Source organism: Pseudoalteromonas sp. SR43-2 (assembly GCF_014163885.1).
Taxonomy (GTDB): Bacteria; Pseudomonadota; Gammaproteobacteria; order Enterobacterales; family Alteromonadaceae; genus Pseudoalteromonas; species Pseudoalteromonas distincta.
The window spans coordinates 109,134-125,718 of record NZ_JACJED010000015.1; the positions used below are offsets into that span (position 1 = coordinate 109,134).

Annotated in this window: 18 protein-coding genes; 11 read left to right on the top strand and 7 right to left on the bottom strand. The window is 39.9% G+C overall.

The features are described from left to right. From H5120_RS13565 to H5120_RS13610, 10 genes are all read left to right on the top strand, one after another. Positions 1 to 252 (top strand): Rho-binding antiterminator, encoded by a 252-nt coding sequence (locus H5120_RS13565; protein ID WP_182675010.1) that lies wholly within the window; start codon positions 1 to 3, stop codon positions 250 to 252. A 499-nt stretch (positions 253 to 751) separates the two neighbouring features. Then, positions 752 to 1,072, top strand: coding sequence for a hypothetical protein (locus H5120_RS13570; RefSeq protein ID WP_182671972.1), 321 nt, complete (start codon positions 752 to 754; stop codon positions 1,070 to 1,072). Between the two features lie 111 nt (positions 1,073 to 1,183). Next, positions 1,184 to 1,582 (top strand): hypothetical protein, encoded by a 399-nt coding sequence (locus H5120_RS13575; protein WP_024593234.1) that lies wholly within the window; start codon positions 1,184 to 1,186, stop codon positions 1,580 to 1,582. A gap of 79 nt (positions 1,583 to 1,661) precedes the next feature. Further along, positions 1,662 to 2,084 carry a hypothetical protein gene (locus H5120_RS13580; protein ID WP_024593235.1) on the top strand — a complete coding sequence of 141 codons (423 nt, stop codon included), beginning with the start codon at positions 1,662 to 1,664 and terminating at the stop codon, positions 2,082 to 2,084. 316 nt (positions 2,085 to 2,400) lie between these two features. Continuing rightward, positions 2,401 to 2,985: a GNAT family N-acetyltransferase gene (locus tag H5120_RS13585; RefSeq protein ID WP_024596159.1), complete on the top strand. Its 585-nt coding sequence runs from the start codon at positions 2,401 to 2,403 to the stop codon at positions 2,983 to 2,985. A gap of 240 nt (positions 2,986 to 3,225) precedes the next feature. Then, complete coding sequence (locus tag H5120_RS13590; protein ID WP_310735978.1) at positions 3,226 to 3,618, top strand: hypothetical protein; 393 nt, start codon at positions 3,226 to 3,228, stop codon at positions 3,616 to 3,618. A gap of 109 nt (positions 3,619 to 3,727) precedes the next feature. After that, positions 3,728 to 4,240 (top strand): hypothetical protein, encoded by a 513-nt coding sequence (locus H5120_RS13595; protein WP_033038241.1) that lies wholly within the window; start codon positions 3,728 to 3,730, stop codon positions 4,238 to 4,240. 166 nt (positions 4,241 to 4,406) lie between these two features. After that, positions 4,407 to 4,640, top strand: a complete 234-nt coding sequence (locus tag H5120_RS13600) for a ribosomal protein L7/L12 (protein ID WP_182675012.1) — start codon at positions 4,407 to 4,409, stop codon at positions 4,638 to 4,640. A gap of 319 nt (positions 4,641 to 4,959) precedes the next feature. Further along, positions 4,960 to 6,498, top strand: coding sequence for a glucan biosynthesis protein (locus H5120_RS13605; RefSeq protein WP_182675014.1), 1,539 nt, complete (start codon positions 4,960 to 4,962; stop codon positions 6,496 to 6,498). A gap of 434 nt (positions 6,499 to 6,932) precedes the next feature. Further along, entirely contained in the window at positions 6,933 to 7,235 is a 303-nt protein-coding gene (locus H5120_RS13610) for a hypothetical protein (protein WP_182675016.1), read from the top strand. 128 nt (positions 7,236 to 7,363) lie between these two features. On the opposite strand, the gene H5120_RS13615 is transcribed toward H5120_RS13610, so the two are convergent. From H5120_RS13615 to H5120_RS13645, 7 genes are all read right to left on the bottom strand, one after another. Then, complete coding sequence (locus tag H5120_RS13615) at positions 7,364 to 8,647, bottom strand: allantoate amidohydrolase (protein WP_182675018.1); 1,284 nt, start codon at positions 8,645 to 8,647, stop codon at positions 7,364 to 7,366. A gap of 13 nt (positions 8,648 to 8,660) precedes the next feature. Further along, a complete protein-coding gene (locus tag H5120_RS13620; protein ID WP_182675020.1) occupies positions 8,661 to 9,890 on the bottom strand; it encodes an alanine--glyoxylate aminotransferase family protein in 1,230 nt (409 codons plus the stop codon). A gap of 3 nt (positions 9,891 to 9,893) precedes the next feature. Then, complete coding sequence (locus tag H5120_RS13625; protein WP_007378545.1) at positions 9,894 to 10,718, bottom strand: sulfite exporter TauE/SafE family protein; 825 nt, start codon at positions 10,716 to 10,718, stop codon at positions 9,894 to 9,896. Continuing rightward, positions 10,706 to 12,289, bottom strand: a complete 1,584-nt coding sequence (locus H5120_RS13630) for a gamma-glutamyltransferase family protein (RefSeq protein ID WP_182675022.1) — start codon at positions 12,287 to 12,289, stop codon at positions 10,706 to 10,708. The genes H5120_RS13625 and H5120_RS13630 overlap by 13 nt, the downstream gene beginning before the upstream one ends. Further along, positions 12,286 to 13,488 carry an amidase family protein gene (locus H5120_RS13635; protein WP_182675023.1) on the bottom strand — a complete coding sequence of 401 codons (1,203 nt, stop codon included), beginning with the start codon at positions 13,486 to 13,488 and terminating at the stop codon, positions 12,286 to 12,288. The genes H5120_RS13630 and H5120_RS13635 overlap by 4 nt, the downstream gene beginning before the upstream one ends. Positions 13,489 to 13,897: 409 nt before the next feature. Then, on the bottom strand, positions 13,898 to 14,380 hold the full coding sequence (locus H5120_RS13640) for a putative 4-hydroxy-4-methyl-2-oxoglutarate aldolase (RefSeq protein WP_165740670.1): 483 nt from the start codon (positions 14,378 to 14,380) through the stop codon (positions 13,898 to 13,900). A 3-nt stretch (positions 14,381 to 14,383) separates the two neighbouring features. Further along, positions 14,384 to 15,037, bottom strand: a complete 654-nt coding sequence (locus H5120_RS13645; RefSeq protein WP_007584328.1) for a TetR/AcrR family transcriptional regulator — start codon at positions 15,035 to 15,037, stop codon at positions 14,384 to 14,386. Positions 15,038 to 15,531: 494 nt separating this feature from the next. Here H5120_RS13645 and yddG point away from each other — a divergent pair, with 494 nt between their 5' ends. Beyond that, positions 15,532 to 16,452 carry an aromatic amino acid DMT transporter YddG gene (yddG, locus tag H5120_RS13650; protein WP_182675025.1) on the top strand — a complete coding sequence of 307 codons (921 nt, stop codon included), beginning with the start codon at positions 15,532 to 15,534 and terminating at the stop codon, positions 16,450 to 16,452. The last annotated feature ends 133 nt before the right edge of the window (positions 16,453 to 16,585 follow it).

Consider the following 16,585-nt stretch of genomic DNA (forward strand, 5'->3'; position numbering starts at 1 on the left):
ATGATCAGTTGCAACCAATACGACTACATCGAAATTGCTTGTATGCACCATTTAAGCATTGAGCTTATATTAAAAAATGGTGATGGTGTATGTGGCGTAGCAACTGACACAAAACGCAATGCTAATAGAGACGAATGCATAGTTGTTAACGTAAATAGCGAATTGAAACTCATTGTGCTAACTACAATCAGCGTACTTAAAGCGCGTGAGAAAAATCCATACTTTGACCACGTGAATTTTGAAGTAAAGTAAATACCTTACTCATTTGTTTTACCATAAATATCTCAGCGAGCCTGCATCATTAATATGTTAAGGCTCGCTTATCTCACCAATGCTTTAGCTAATTACGCGCTAAATACATAAAGCCAAAATTTTCCTACAACTTTCTTTTGTTCTTTACTCGAGTTTTTCACCGAACAAGTCTAAACGCCAACTATTAAAGCGTATAAAAATGCTAAACCAGTATAAGTAAGCCTCAATAAGCCTTAACTAGCCCTTAGTATCCGTCCGTTTGTAAATTATGGTTGTAAAGGTAGCTACATAAATAAAGCTCTATTTTTGTTTTGTCCAATAACATTATTAAACACCGTTTTGGTGAAAAATAATAAAGGGCTTTTTGTAACATATTTAATTACTTGTTTACATTAGAGTTATTTAGTGGAATTATTGAACACTGTAATATACGCCGTTTTGGGGTGCTATAAATCCCCAAAGTGGTGTTCAATAAGCTGTTAGGTGTTTAAGGATAAGCATGAAAAAGTATCTACCTTTAGTCATATTAATAATCTCTGGTTGTGTTGGTATGAAAACTTATAAAGGTGTCATAGTCCAATATAGCGATGTAAGCAAAAACTCTGATGGGACGTATTCAATTGAGGTTCTTGGTCATACCGATCTCAATGAAACAGATATGCTCGAATTGGTAGAGCTCAAAGGAAAAGAGTTATGCAAACCAAGTGATATATACGTAAAAAAATATAAAATGGGTACTTATGGCTCGCATAGTCAGTTTGGTTCTGTCTACCCACCAAAGATTAACGCAACAATTGACTGTAGGGTAAACAATGCATAACAGGCTGTTAAACAAGGACAAAAATAGTTGATTTTGCTCCTTTTTTACTAATTTAACCAACTATTTTCTGCCTGTTAACAGGCTCGTTATATAACTACGTGAGGAGAGATGATGAACAAGGAAACTATAGGGAAATACGTCGCAGTTTTGGGATTATTGCTTTTCTGGGCACCTCTTTGGGGAATTGTTGATTCGTATTTAATTATGTCCTCTTCATTTCAAGAGATAACGCTGTTTGGAAGTAATGAACCTAAAATATCACAAGAAGAAATGTCATCAACAGCTTTGTCTACAGTAACAGGGTTCATCTTATTTTTAGTTGCACTTTGCTTTTTAACATTTTCCGTTGTGGGCTTAAACTATCGAACTAAGTGGCTTTTTTGGGCACTAATAATATATTCAACATTGTTACTCTTCATGTTCCCTGTTGGTACAGTGTTAGGAGTAACTGTGCTGGCAGCGCTAGTTTTGAACAGGGAAAAATTTGGACTTGACGGTGACCTTACATAACAAAACCATTAACCGGGTTTGTGCAAGAGCGCCACAAATCTGGTTATGGCAGGCGTTAGCTTTTTAAGAGGGTTTCGAGTTGAGAACAATATTTAGCTTTATTTTAGCCTCTTTAGTTGTTGCATTTTTAGCGCCAATGGCAATTGAAATGAAATTTACTATTATTCCTTTTGGTATATTTATTTGGACGTTAATAGTTGTTCTAATTTTAGTTCCAGTAACAGCATTTCCAATTTATAAATTTATCACTAAAAGTTGTGATTATTCGCTAAATACAGTGCTCAAATCTTCAGTTATATCTACTTGCTTAGTTTCTTTCTTTTTTGTTTTCCCTTCAGGTTTAGATAGCTCAATTATTAATGGTAAGGTATTGGTCGAAAATGGTTCAATTACGTTAATAGGTTATGGATATAGCTTTTTACAATTGTTTTTATTTTCTATAGTAGGCCTTGTTGCTGGTATTGTATTTTACGTTTCAAAAATAGAGTTAAACAAAAGCTAAAGAATTAGGATGAAGTTCATTCTAACTTTTACATAAATAATAAATTAAAGCAGCGGGTTAAGTGAGTTTTATAAAAATGAATCACGCAAAAAGCTGAGCTACAATGAAAGAAAGAGTAAAAAGCCAACCACACTAAACTTTCCCGTAATACCTTCCAAAACACCAATTAAAACATCAGCTAACAATTTTTTATATTCCACGTGAAATACAGTAATAGATTGAACCAAAATAGGAACTCAGCTATGGTTTGTTTATCAATAAAAAATTAAAAAACGAGTTGATCTACAGGCTTGTTATATTTCACGGAGGATTTAGGTTGTCATTTCCAACTTTAGAGACAAATCGCTTAAGGTTAGATCAATTATCAAAAGAAGATTCAAATAGTTTGTTTGAGTTGTTCTCGGATAATTCAGTTGTAGAATATTATGATTTAGAGGCGTTTACTGAACTGTCACAAGCCAGCCATTTAATTGAGTTTTTTAACGCTCGTTTTAAAGAAAACTCAGGTATTCGTTGGGCTATTCGCCTAAAAGAAACAGATCAACTTATAGGTACTTGCGGCTTTAATACTTGGAGCCCTAAAATGAAAAATGCTGTTATTGGATATGATTTACTGCCTAAATATTGGGGTAAGGGTTTTTCTACTGAAGCAGTTCATCGAATAGTTAAAGCCGCATTTTCAGGTGACTTATCTTGCGGTAAACTTAATCGTATTCAAGGCGATACTGTTCTTGGAAACTCTGCATCTGAGTCACTCCTTTTAAAAGTTGGGTTCAAAGAGGAAGGTATAAGGCGTCAAAGTGGTTACTGGAAAAATCAGTTTCACGATCTTAAATGCTTTGGGTTAATTCAGTCCGAGTACTCTGAAATACGCCAAGTTAGGATAATAACAAACAGTTAGCACACCAAATTTCCAGTAATACCTTCCAAAACGTCAATTAAAGCAACACCTAGTCCTCTTTTTATATACCACGTGAAATACAGTAACGATTGAACCAAAATAGGAACTCAGCTATGGTTTGTTTATCAAAAAAATAAAAAACGAGTTAATCTACAGGCTCGTTAAGATTAAAGAAACTAATTAATTGAATCTGGCTGTTAGAGCTATTCTATAGCCTCGTTGTATTGCTAAAGGATTATCGTGAAATACTCTAGGATTGTACTCTTTTCAGTAGGCTTGTATTTATTGCTAGTTGCTTTATCAACAATAGCAACAAAGATTGTTGGCTTTGATGAAATGACTCAAAGTACATCATACATTTTTACTCATTACGTCCTCGGATTTTTAACCTCTTTAATCGTGTATTGTTACTTAGGCTATAAGCAAACAGTGAGTCCCTATAAGCAAGCCTTTTTAGTTGCGGCGGTTTATGGGTTTATTGATCTAAGTGTCGGTGCCTTACTATACATTTTGTTAGAGATATCAATGGATCCTTTGATATATTTAATTTCAGCTTTGCTGCATGTTATTGCTGTTTTATTAGGTACATTACTTGGTATTCAATTACGTCGTAAAATAGTTGAGCGTAAATAAACAAATCGTAAAGCAGAGCAAAAACAGCTGGTTTTTGCTTTTTCACCCTAACCTTAGATAACAACCTTACGGCCTATTTATTCGGCATAAGTAAAAAAGGAATTTAAATTTGCTATTCGATTGGTTTAGCTCTGAAAAGCCAAATGTTTATTTGGGATCGTTAGCTGTAGCTAATAGCAGCCATTTTTCTAAGGTAGAGTCGTTTTTTTATATAACGGGCGATTCATTACAAGATCATATGCACAAGAAGCTTGAAGATATTTTTTGTCTTCACAGCATTTCGTCTATTAAAGAGCCTAAAAAGTCAGATATTGGTTTAGATGTTGTTATAGTTACTTTGCATGGTGGTGATGCATTCACTATAGATTTTGATACAGCTATTATTCCGCTATTTTGGCGACCAAAAGTTAAGTTAGTATCGCGCTTGTATAATATTAAACATAATAAGACGATTAAAACGTTCAGCGTTTCTAAATCTGTTACGTGGCGCGAATTCATAGCTAAAAAATTTAGCTTAAGAGGCTTTTTTCGTTGGGGTCCTTTGTATCATAACGAAGACATGGAAATACTGTTGTATAAAGCATGCTACGAGTTATTAAATAAAATGCGAAAGGCTATTTAACCAGTAGCCAATATGAATAATTAAAATAAGGTAAAAATATATTTTGCTCTTGGTGAACATTATTACAAACAAAATAGGAACTCAGCTCTGGTTTGTTTATCAATAAAAACAAATAAAAAACGAGTTAATCTACAGGCTCATTATTTTTCGAACATCGAGGATATTTATGGAAATTGAATATATTTGGGGTGTTTTAGCGGTTATTGCAGTTTTATTTATATTAATATTTGGTAACTCAATACCTAAACATGGCAGCGTAACTGAAGGTGATGTTATTGTTGCTTTAAAATCAGGTCATAAAGTTAGAGCAATAAAATATTATAGATCTGTTCATGGTGTAAGTTTGAAAGAAGCTAAAGATGCCATTGAAAAATTAACTTCAAAACATGCCCTGAAGTGAGGCCCAAGTAAAATTCAGCCATTAATTGCAAGTTTTAAAAGTGGTGAGCCTCTTCGTTTTCCACCACCTAAATACAACCCTTACCCATTTGAATACCAGCGATCTAATAATAAATTGCGTTATCCTCACTTATTTTTACTTCAGCGATATCATCAAACGCGCCGCCCCAAAAACAAATTAACTAAGAATCAAATAACAATACTTTAGTAAACGCTAGTTCATATTACGTCACGTAATATCCATACAGAACTTTAAGTTAAACATACGTTCGTGCAGCGTTCCCATTTTTATTTGACTCAATTTATTGGATATTCTTTTTATGAAATTAAAGTTATTTATCGCAATTATTTTTAGCACTTCGATGTCGTCTTACGCGACAGAAGCAATAGATAAAACGCAGTTTTCATTCGAAGACTTAAAAGCCCTAGCAAAAGCTTCAGCCGAAAAGCCCTATACGCCAACTGCAGTACCAGCCCCTGAGCTTATCGATAAAATTACGTATGACGAACATTGGAAAATACGCTTTAAAGAAGATGAAACCTTATACCCAAGTGGAAAAAAGGCACCTGTACAATTATTTTATCCTGGGCGATATTTTCCTGAGCCAGTAAGTATTTACATCAGAGACGATAAAAATCAGGTACAAAATGTACCTTTTAGTAATGATGTTTTTGATATGCCTGATGACAGCCCAGCTCACGATCTCCCAGAAGGGTTTGGATTTGCAGGCTTTAGAATAATGCGCCCAGATATGAAACCAGATTGGATATCTTTCTTAGGCGCGTCTTATTTTCGTACCGACGGGCCAGAGGGGCAATATGGACTGTCGGCTCGAGGTATTGCAATTAATACGGGTATGAATAAGCCAGAAGAATTTCCGCGCTTTTCTGCATTTTGGATTGGCCCCGCAGAGAAAAAAGGTGAAAGTGTGTCTGTTTGGGCATTGCTTGAAGGGCCATCTATCACTGGTGCTTATCGATTTGGTTTAAGCAAAGATAACAAAGAAGCCAAAGGCCATATTACCTCTGTAACGGCTAATTTGTATATGCGCGCCGATGTTGAACGCTTAGGCGTAGCACCGTTAACCAGTATGTATTGGTACTCACAAAAAGATAAAACAGAAGCTAAAGATTGGCGCCCAGAAATTCACGACAGCGATGGCCTGGCGATTCACACAGGATCGGGTCAATACGTTTGGCGCCCATTAAATAATCCTCAGTCGGTTTCGACTAATAGTTTTATTGATGAGAACCCAAAAGGGTTTGGTTTAATCCAAAGAGATCGTGACTTTAATAACTACCAGGACGATGGCGTATTTTATAATAAGCGTTCATCAGCGTGGATAAAACCTACTGACGATTGGGGCAAAGGTGCAGTTCAGTTAATCGAGATTCCAACAAAAGATGAAACGTTCGACAATATTGTTGCCTATTGGGTGCCCGAAAAAAAGGCGCGCAAAGGTGATGAGTTTACCTTTTCTTATGATATTGAGTGGCGTCCCCTCGATCCAAAATCAAAAAACCTTGCAAGCGTTGTAAATACTCGCCAAGGCTTAGGCGGAATTCCCGGCCAGCCAATTCCTGAAGGCGTTAACAAAATGGTGATTGATTTTGAAGGTCCAGTATTTAAAGGCTTAGATAGCAAAAGTGGTATAAAGCCGATTGTTGAAGCCAGCAACGGTGAAATACTAGAACCTATTGGAGTTTATCCGGTAGTTGGTACAAACCAATGGCGATTAGCGTTTGACTACAAACAAGCTAACAACAATCCGGTGAACATACGCGCGTATTTAGTTGATAAAAATGATGAAGCTATAACTGAGACATGGGTAAGTGATGAAAAGGTAACGATTAAATAAGTCTTTAAATAAGCATTAAAGTAAAACGGGTGGCTATATTTTGATTTTCTTGTCAATTATAGCCACCATAATGCCTTTTAAAACGCCAATCAAAACACCATTAAAACTCCCTTTTATATCCCACGTAAAATACAGTAAACGATTGAATCAAAATATGAACTCGGCTATGGTTTGTTTATCAAGAAAAATAAAATAACGAGTTAACCTGCAGCTTGTTAGCTGTTTCGAGGGATTGTATGTTTTTTTTGAGTAAATTATTTTGTTGGGAGCGAGGCCGACAAAACAGGTAATTTGGTTCAGCGGCCAATTCGCCCTTTGGCTGCACTAAAAAATTACCCAGCATCGACTAAGCGGGTATTAAAAGAAAGTGGTTGTACGCCAAGCACTTAAGAACACAAAGTATAATAATTACATTTTCTGAATATGGAGATCTGATGAGAAAATCCTTTGAATTTACTGTTAAGTCAATCAAAGTTAAAATAATTAACACTTGGTTTAGTGGTGCTAAATTATATGTGAATGGTGACTTACGAGATACTGACAAAACTTTGTTAGCTATTAGGAATAATACTTTACTATCTGCAAGTTTAGGTGAGTTGGGTGTTCTAGAAATCAAGCCGTTATCGGGTTTAATTACCGTTGAAATGGATGCATATTTGGTTAATGGTACAAACATTCAACATGTATATAGCTCACATAAACGCCTTAGCCTAAAAGAGCAAAGGGCAGCCCGATAAAGCTACTTTAAATAACGTATATTCCTGCATTTACCTGCCTTCAGTAATAACCTCCAAATGACTTTGAGGAGGTTTAAGCCCCTAAGCATACCAAGTTAATATACTTGGTTTACTCGATTACCTTAAAATCACTCATACTCTTTCACATAAAGTAAAAGCGCGCTGTACATTACACTGAGTGCCTTTGTTACATCGCTGTCGATAACCGCTTCTGCTGGGTGATGGCTTATACCGCCAGGGCTGCGTATAAACAACATGCCAACGGGGCAAATTGGAGCGATTGCCATTGCATCGTGCCCTGCGCCTGAGGCAAGTGAAGGCGATGCTTGGTTATTGAGTTTACATGCGCTTGAAAACAAATGCTGAATAGTAGTGTCGCACGCTACGGCATCGGCGGCATGCGTCCATTGCCAATCAAGCGTTAAATTGCGTTTGCTTGCTATAGATTGTGCGCTGCTTTGTATGGCGCTTAGTAAGTTAGCGAGATCTGTGTCGCTTTGTGCACGTGCGTCTAGGCTTATGGTTGTTTTACCTGCAATCACGTTTGTAGCCCCAGGGCGAGACTGTATTTGCCCTACGGTGGCAACTTCGCCATTTTTAGCATTGTTTGCTAGTTTTTCAATTTCGGTTACTAATTCGGCGCAGCCTGCTAACGAATCCAGCCTCAAGTTCATAGGGGTTGTACCCGCATGACCGCTTTGCCCTGTTAGGGTAAGCACGGCGCGTTTTGCCCCTGCGATAGCCGTTACAACGCCTAACGCCTGATTAACCGATTCGAGTACCGGGCCTTGTTCAATATGAGTTTCCCAGTAAGCTAGTAATTCGTTTTTATTAAGTGCAGCTTTTGCGTAGTCGTTAGGGTTTAAGCCAAAGTCGAGCATGGCTTGGCGCATAGTTATGCCGTTTGTGTCTTCAATGTTTAGCCACTGTGGGTCAAATTCGTTAGCGAGGGCTTTTGAGCCAATTAAAGTTGTGGCAAAGCGAGTGCCTTCTTCATCGCAAAAGCCCACTACATCTAAATGAAAGGGCAGGTCGAGCTTTAACTTATGTGCAAGGGCGGCTATTTCTATCCCCAGCAGTACACCTAAAATACCATCAAACGCACCTGCGTTTGGTACTGTATCGAGGTGCGATCCTATAATTAAACGTTTAGCATGAGGGTTTGATGATTTTAGTCGCCCCCAAAGGTTGCCCACTTCGTCTTGCCACGATTGCATGCCTGCCTCAACCATCCACGATGCAGTAACGGCGTTACACTCTTTGTGCTCTTTTGATAAGTACACACGGTGAATGCCACCTTGCATTTGCGATAGTGCGCTGAGGGTTTTACAGCGAGATAAAGCGCGTGTTGCGTATTCATCAGCAAGTTCTTTATCTAATAAAGGGCTGTGTTGTGGGCATTCAATCGTCATGCTAAATCCTTTTTTATTTATAGTGAGCAAGGGCGGCAATGGCGGCTTCGCCTTTAGGGCCTTTGTAACCATTGGCATGTAAGCAAGCGTCTAAGCTTGCAAGTGTTTGTAATACAGCATCTTTTCGGGCGTTGTAGCCCATAGTGCCAATACGCCAAATTTTGCCATGCAGTGGCCCAAACGAGGTGCCAATTTCTATTCCAAAATCGGTTAGCATTTGTCCGCGCACGTGATCGGCATTAATGCCCTCGGGTATATACACACCCAGTACGTTGTTCATTTTATGTGTTAAATCACCAAATACATTTAAGCCGAGCGCTTGAATACCCGTTAGCATGGCATCTCCATGTAATTTGTGGCGCGCTACGCAGTTATCCACGCCTTCTTCAATGACTATGCGGGCGCATTCTGAGGCACAGTACAGCATGCTGGTGGCTTCGGTATGATGGTTGAGGCGCTCTTCTCCCCAGTAATTCATGATCATACCTAAATCAAAATAGTTAGAGCGTACAAAGGGTTCTGTGCCGTCGGTATGCTCCGCTGTACGAATACCTGCCTCTACCTTTTTGCGTTTTTGGATCCAATCAGCGCATTTGTCGCTAAGCGTTAATGGCGCAGACCCAGAAGGTCCGCCTAAACACTTTTGCAGACCAACCGAAAGTGCATCGAGTTTCCATTCATCGGCAGGAAGTTCGTTACCCACAATAGAGGCGGTGGCATCGCAATAAAATAGTACATCGTGCTTTTGGCAAATATCGCCAATATGCTCAAGAGGTTGGTTCATGGTGGTGGATGTATCGCCTTGTACCATAGCAAGTACATGGGGTTTTACATCAACAATGGCTTTTTCGATTTGCTCTGGCGTAAACACTTCGCCCCACGGTACTTCTATTGTGTGCACCTTTGCGCCAACGCGTTCTGCTATTTCAGCAAGTAGGTGGCCAAAGCGCCCCATAATTGGCACAAGTACTTTATCGCCTGGGCGTAAAATTGAGCATAATACGGCTTCAATCCCTGCGCGCGATGTGCCGTCTATTAGCATGGTCCATTCGTTTTTAGATTTAAAAATTTCGCGGTAACGTGCCATGGTTTCGTTCATAAAACCGGTCATTACTGGGTCGTATTGGCCTATAAGCTGCGCCGACATAGCACGTAAAACACGAGGGTCGGCATTAATTGGGCCTGGTCCCATTAATAAACGCTGTGGTGGGTTTAAGGTTTGAACTTGCGTGTTATTAAACATATTTTAGGCTCCCAGAGTCTGAATAAGCATGCGTATGCCGGTTATCATTAATACAACGGCAAAGGCGCGTTTTAGTTGTTTTTGATCCAGCTTGCTACCAATTTTTACGCCAATAGGCGCAAATAAAATAGTCAGCGGAATAATAAGAAAAAAGGCCGGGAGGTTAACCAACCCCCACGTACCTAGGGGAGCATCGGTTGGCGTTGTGCCAATACTTAATAAGGTAATAACGCCAGGTAGCGCAATCAATAAACCAAAAACGGCCGCAGTACCTACTGCAACATGGGCACGTACATTAAATGCGTTTAGCATAGGTACGCCAATAGTGCCGCCGCCTATGCCAATCATTACCGACAAACCACCTACAATACTTGCCATAACGCCTTGACCAAATTTACCTGGTAGTTGTTTTACAAGCGCGGGTGCGCCGGCTCTAAATAGCATGTTTAAACTGACTAAAATAGCAATACAGGCAAACATAAGTACCAGTGCATTACCGCGTATTGAGTGCGCTAAGTAGCTGCCTACAACGGCCATAACTAAAATAAATGGTGCCCAGTATTTTATTAGCGCAAGGTCAATATTCCCTTTGCTATGATGCGAGCGAATAGATGAAAGCGAAGTAGGCACTATGGTTGCAAGTGATGTGGCGGTGGCTATCATCATTGCCGATTCTGGGCTTACGCCAAAACCTTGCAGTAAAAAATACAGCACAGGGACGATAACAATACCGCCGCCTACACCAAAAAGTCCTGCTAAAATACCGGCAAAAATACCGGTTGCTATTAAGGCTACTATAATTGGCCATTGATTTATTATTTCTGACATTGTGTTCCTGCTGTAGTTACTGTTGCACGTCCATCTGAACGAGGATCTGTTGCAGCTTCAAGGCTTGTAGGTGTATCTAAAATCGCCCCAGCGTGCCCCATCATTTCGTTATTATTATCAACGCTTACCCAATCGTGGTCACGTTGATTTAATTCATGTTCTATATGAAAAACTAACCCTTTTTCAATTTTTAAATTTGTACTCGTATCGCCCCATGTGCGTCCAAGTAACCAACGAGGGTCGCTAATTGCTTGTTTTATTGATTTATTTCGCCACGCGTAGCCTGCAAAAACAGCGGCTTGAGTTTGTGGCTGCCCTTCACCGCCCATTGTTCCGTAAGCAAGTCGACGACCATCGCTAAACTTTGCCAGTGCTGGGTTAAGTGTATGAGCGGGCTTTTTATTTGGAGCAAGGGCGTTGGTATCTTGATTGTTTAAACTAAAGCTTAAACCACGGTTATTCCACACAAAGCCGCCTTCACTCATTAATATTCCGCTGCCAAATTCCCAGTAAATACTTTGAATAAAGCTGACTAATTGCCCGTTTTTATCTCTGGCTGCCATCCACACAGTATCGCCAGGCTCTGCGTTAAATGGCCATTTTTTGGCTTTACTCATATCAATATTGTTAGCAAGTTCGCATAAGCGATTATCGGTTAGTGCGTTTTTATAATCATCCCCTAACACATCAGGGTCAGCCCAAAGGGTAGGGCGATGGGTAAAGCTTTGTTTAGTTGCCTCAACAATTAAATGTGTCCAGTCGGCATCGGTTTTAGCTAAATGCTTTAACTTATTTACGGCACCAATTATTTGTAGTGAATGCACGCCCTGTGTTGGCGCGGGTAAGTTGTAGCAATCAATACCACTGAGGTTTGCATTTAGCGCAGTAACTACCTCGGCTTTAGTATTTGCAATGTCACCTGCGGCGATTGAGCTGCCTGCTTTTGCTAAGTCGGCGGCAAATGTGTTGGCAAGTGCGCCTTCATAAAATGCGTTTAAGCCATGTTTTGCTAGGTATTCAAACGTTGCTGCAAGTTTAGGGTTTTTAAAATGTTGACCTGCTTGCAAGGGCTTGCCATTGGGTATGTAGAGGTTTTTAAACGCGTCATTGGTATTGTTAGCAGTGGCTAGCTTTTCGCAGCCTGCTTGCAAGCTTTTTGTAACGGTAAAGCCCTCGCGCGCAAGCTCAATAGCGGGTGCTAAAATTTGTGACAGTGGTAGTGCTGCGTGCTCATCTAGTTCAAGCGCCTTTTGCCAGCCGCGTATTGTGCCCGCTTGAGTAAGTGCGCTTAATCCGCCGCGCTCTGGTATTTGCGTGAGCGAGTTATATGGCGTTGTATTAGTTGCTGCACGGCCGCAGGCGTCAATAGCTGTGGGCGTTTTTTGGTTTGGGTTATCGATAAGCCAAAAGCTGTCGCCACCAATTGAGTTCATATGTGGGTATACAACGCTAATAGCAGCGGCAGCCGCTACCATAGCCTCGGTAGCTGTACCGCCTTGTTTTAGTATATTTATACCCGCCTCAGTGGCCGAAAAATGAGACGCGGTAAATGCAATGTTGTGTGTGGTCATGCCGGTGTGTCCTGTTTAAAGTGTGCAGCTAGGTGCTTAACGCAAGCAAGTAGGCTTTTATCGTTACCGTGGCTCATCATTAATGAAAAACCATACGGATGATCATTTGCTAAATCAGCCAGCGGTAAATGCACTTGCGCTGAGCCACTAAGCCCTGCAATTGCCGAAAGCGTAATAATTTGCATGCGTAAGGCGCTTGTGTCGGCGCCTAATTTAGGTGCGGTTGTGGGGGTGGTTGGCAAAAATAAACAGCTGTTTGTATTTAGGTTTTTAGCTATTAGTGTTTGCCATTGGGTTTGTACTTTTAGTGCTTCTTGTTCTTCTTGATCAGTTAGGGCAAGCGCCATATTAAAACGTGCCGCAATTGCTGGAGCAAACTGGGGAAGTTGCCCCGGCAATTGAAGCCAATCTTTATGCGTTTTTGCGATTGCTCGCCCTTGCAGTACTCTAAAACTATCCGCAAGTTCATTTAATAAGTTGCTGTTAGGTAGTTCAAATTCTTTATGGTGCTTAAAATTAGGCTTGGTTTTTTCAAGCAATTGTTTAAGTGGGGCTTGTAAAGCAGGGTCAACGAGTTCAAATAGTGCTTCGCAAATAACCAGCGTATTTACTTTATTAATAGCTTGTTGTGGTAATAATATATCGCCAACGCTGCTTAATAGCTCGGCGCTTTGGGTAAGCCAACCTATGGTATCAAAAGGGGGAGCCAACGGTATTAGGCCGTCTTTTTCAATCACGTTATGGCTTGGCCTTATGCCATATAAACCACAATAGCTGGCGGGTATTCTAATTGAGCCGCCGGTGTCGGTGCCTAAGCCAATATCAGCTAAGTTTGCTGCAACTGCAGCAGCAGACCCCATACTCGAACCACCGCAAGCATGCCCTTTTAATTTAGGATTTTGCGCAGCGCCATAATGTATATTATTACCCTCTAAGCTATAAGCTAGCTCGTCAGTATGGGTAAAGCCTATAAAGTTACAACCAGCGGTCATGAGCTTATTAACCGAGCTTGCCGTATTTTGAGCCGGTTTAGCTGTTTTAAACCAGTGTGGGTTGCCTGCGCTGTTACGCTCGCCCTTTACTGCAAATACATCTTTTACAGCTAAGCGATTGTTTGCAAGCACTCCAGACTGGCTTGTTTGCCACAGGGTAGGACCGTGATTGCAAAATATACCTTTGTTGTTTTTTTTATCACTCATTTGCAGCTCATTATTATAAAACTGACCAAGTACTTACTTATTAAGTTAAGAGTGATTAAAAAGCGGGCTGGTTATTATTATTATGAATACCAATTTTATTAAAAACATGATCATTCTATCGGATTAAATAGCGCACTCACTGCGTCATTTTCTTCGCGTTATAATAGATCACTAATTTAATGCAATTGCTAAAGCTGTGCTTTTTAATCGGTAGTTTTGATTTTATAGTGCTTAGACTAAGCAAGAGGAATGCCATAAATTAAAATCCTGTCCAACTGGTCAGGGTTTAGTGGGTTGTATGAGATTTGTAAATGTGGGCTGTAGAAATAGTGAGATTAAAATGAGCTAAAACAAACCAATTTGGTGCGCAGATGCACCAAGTTGGTCTTTATTTATATGGTTTTGAGTGCTAAATAAGGGGCGTTTTACTGATGATTAAACCATTAATATCGGCGTAAACCCAATCGTTAGGTTCAATAGTGGTGCTAAGCATGGTAACAGCTTGGTTTTTATCACCAAAGCCGCGCTTTAAGGTACTACGCGGTGTAGAGCCTAGCGCCATTACAGGTAAGTTCATTGTGGCGAGTATTTCAATATCTCGGCAACAGCCATTTATTATTACGCCTTCCCAGCCATTACTTAAGGCACGCTCAGCCATAATATCGCCTATAAATGCAAAGCGTTTGCTCGCAAAACCGTTTATAACCAATACTTTACCTTCACCATTTTCATGCAATATATCGGCAGCAAAAGAGTTGTCTTCTGGGCAGGTAACGGTAACTACTTTGCCATAAAACGTGGTTTTTTTGCCAAAGTGATAAAGGCCGCTGTCTGCTACTTGCACGTTATCGCGATGATCGTCAAACAAATCGGGTGTAGTAAAGGATGTCATGGGTTAAGTCTCACTTTGCTCAGGTATTTTAAGACCAATACCTTTTAAAATTATGTGGGCAATTGATTGCGTAATTTGTGCCACATCGGTTTCGTCGTACTCTAATTTGTTCATTACGAGTAAAACCTCAGCCTGAAAGTCGGCGTAATATTGCGTGGTAGACCAAATAGTAAAGAGCAAATGATAGGGGTCAACCTTATCCATTTTATCTGCATCCATCCATGCTTGAAGTACATCAACCTTTTGTTTAACCCAAGGGCGGGTATTGGTTCTAAAGTAGTTTTGTAAATAAGGGGCACCGCGCAGTATTTCACTGGCAAATAAGCGAGATTGCATTGGCTGATTTACGGCCAGTATTACTTTGCTTTTAATATAGTTATAAAGCACGGTAGCTGGATCGTCGTTAATTGTGACGTTATCGAGCCCTAAGTTCCAATTAGCTATTATGCGGTCAATCACAGACTCGTACAGACCATCCTTACTTTTAAAGTAATACAAAATATTAGCTTTTGGCACCTGCGCTTCTTTAGCAACCATGCTCATACTTGCTCCGTCGTAACCTAATTGCGAAAACAATTGCTCGGCGGCATCTAAAATTAGTTTTTGGTTTTTCTCGCGTGTAATTTCTTTTTTATTTGGCTTTATTTGTGTGGTCATTATAGAGTTTGCGTGTTTAACGTATTGATTGATTGTAGCTTTACTGACCAAAAGGTCAATTACTAAAAAGTGTGAATGTTAAAAACAAACGAGAGGTTTAAGCTATTAACTTTAGGGTCTGTTGAACTTTGCGGATTAAAATTTGTTCAAACTAGGGGCTATTTAATCGCGGCGCGAGATTTGTAACCTAGTGGGCTAAGTAAAAACCGAGCAAAGCTTCCGCGTCCTGCTCACGCCCCTTACCTACATCCATGTAGGCAACAAAGAGTAAGTAGTCCCTAGGAAGAACCCTTTGGGCAGCGCCTGTTTTGCATTAATGCTACGTTATCGCCCATTTATGGGGAATAACCACACTATATAGGCTCTGCCTTGCCTAAATACCAAACAGACTGCTGCAAATTTAACCTTGAAAGATCAACAGACCCTAATTGTTTAATTAAATAATTACTGTTAGTTTAGTTTCAAATTTACGAGTAGTACTTTTGGATTGGCAAATGGAGTTTTTAAGCAAAAATAAATACACGCTTTATGGAGTTGCTGCAATATTACTGTGGAGTTGCTTAGTGGCATTACTACGGGATATTTCTGAGTTGTTTAGCCCCATTGGTGGTGCGGCGGCTATGTATTCTGTCAGTGCGATATTTTTAATTTTGGTTATGGGAGTGCCCAAGTTTAGTGGGTTTTCAAAACGTTACTTGGTAATAGGTACTTTGTTATTTGTAGCGTACGAAATTTGCTTAGCGCTTTCTATTGGTATGGCAAATAGTCGTCATCAGGCAATGGAAATGGCGGTTATTAATTATTTATGGCCCACGCTGACTATACTGCTCTCTATTATTATTGGTCGTAAAAAAGTAAGTTTCTGGGTTTACCCAAGCATGATCATTGCTTTTTTAGGCGTTGCTTGGTGTATTACAGGCGATCAAAAAATGTCACTCGATACGCTTGTAGCTAACTTTGCTGATAATCCTGCTACTTATTTAATGGCATTAACTGCAGCGTTTATATGGGCTATTTATTGCGTGGTTACGCAAAAGCTGAGTAATGGGAAAAATGCCATTACGTTATTCTTTACTGTTACGGCAATGAGTTTATGGGCGCAATATGGTTTTAGTAATGAAGCGCCATTAACGTTTTCACTCAGCTCAAGCATAACATTGCTATTAGCTGGTGTAGTCGTGGGGAGCGGTTATGCACTGTGGAATCAAGCTATTATTGGCGGTAACTTAATGCTTTTGGGAACGCTTTCGTACTTTACACCGGTGTTTTCTACTATTATTTCGGCGCTGTATTTATCTATTACGCTGAGTGCTTCGTTTTGGCAAGGGGTTGTACTGGTAACAGTGGGCTCGCTAATTTGTTACTTTGTAACGCGAGAAAAGCCTAAACAACCTCAAATAGCATCTGCAACATAAGACTAATTTTTGTCCCGTCCTAAAATACGTTGACGGTTTTAAATGAAGGCCAGTAGCTTTTGCTCCTGGCTTTTTTTGTGCACTTGGTTTGGTGTTTTCATTCCTAAACTCAAATGCGGCCTAAATTCATTGT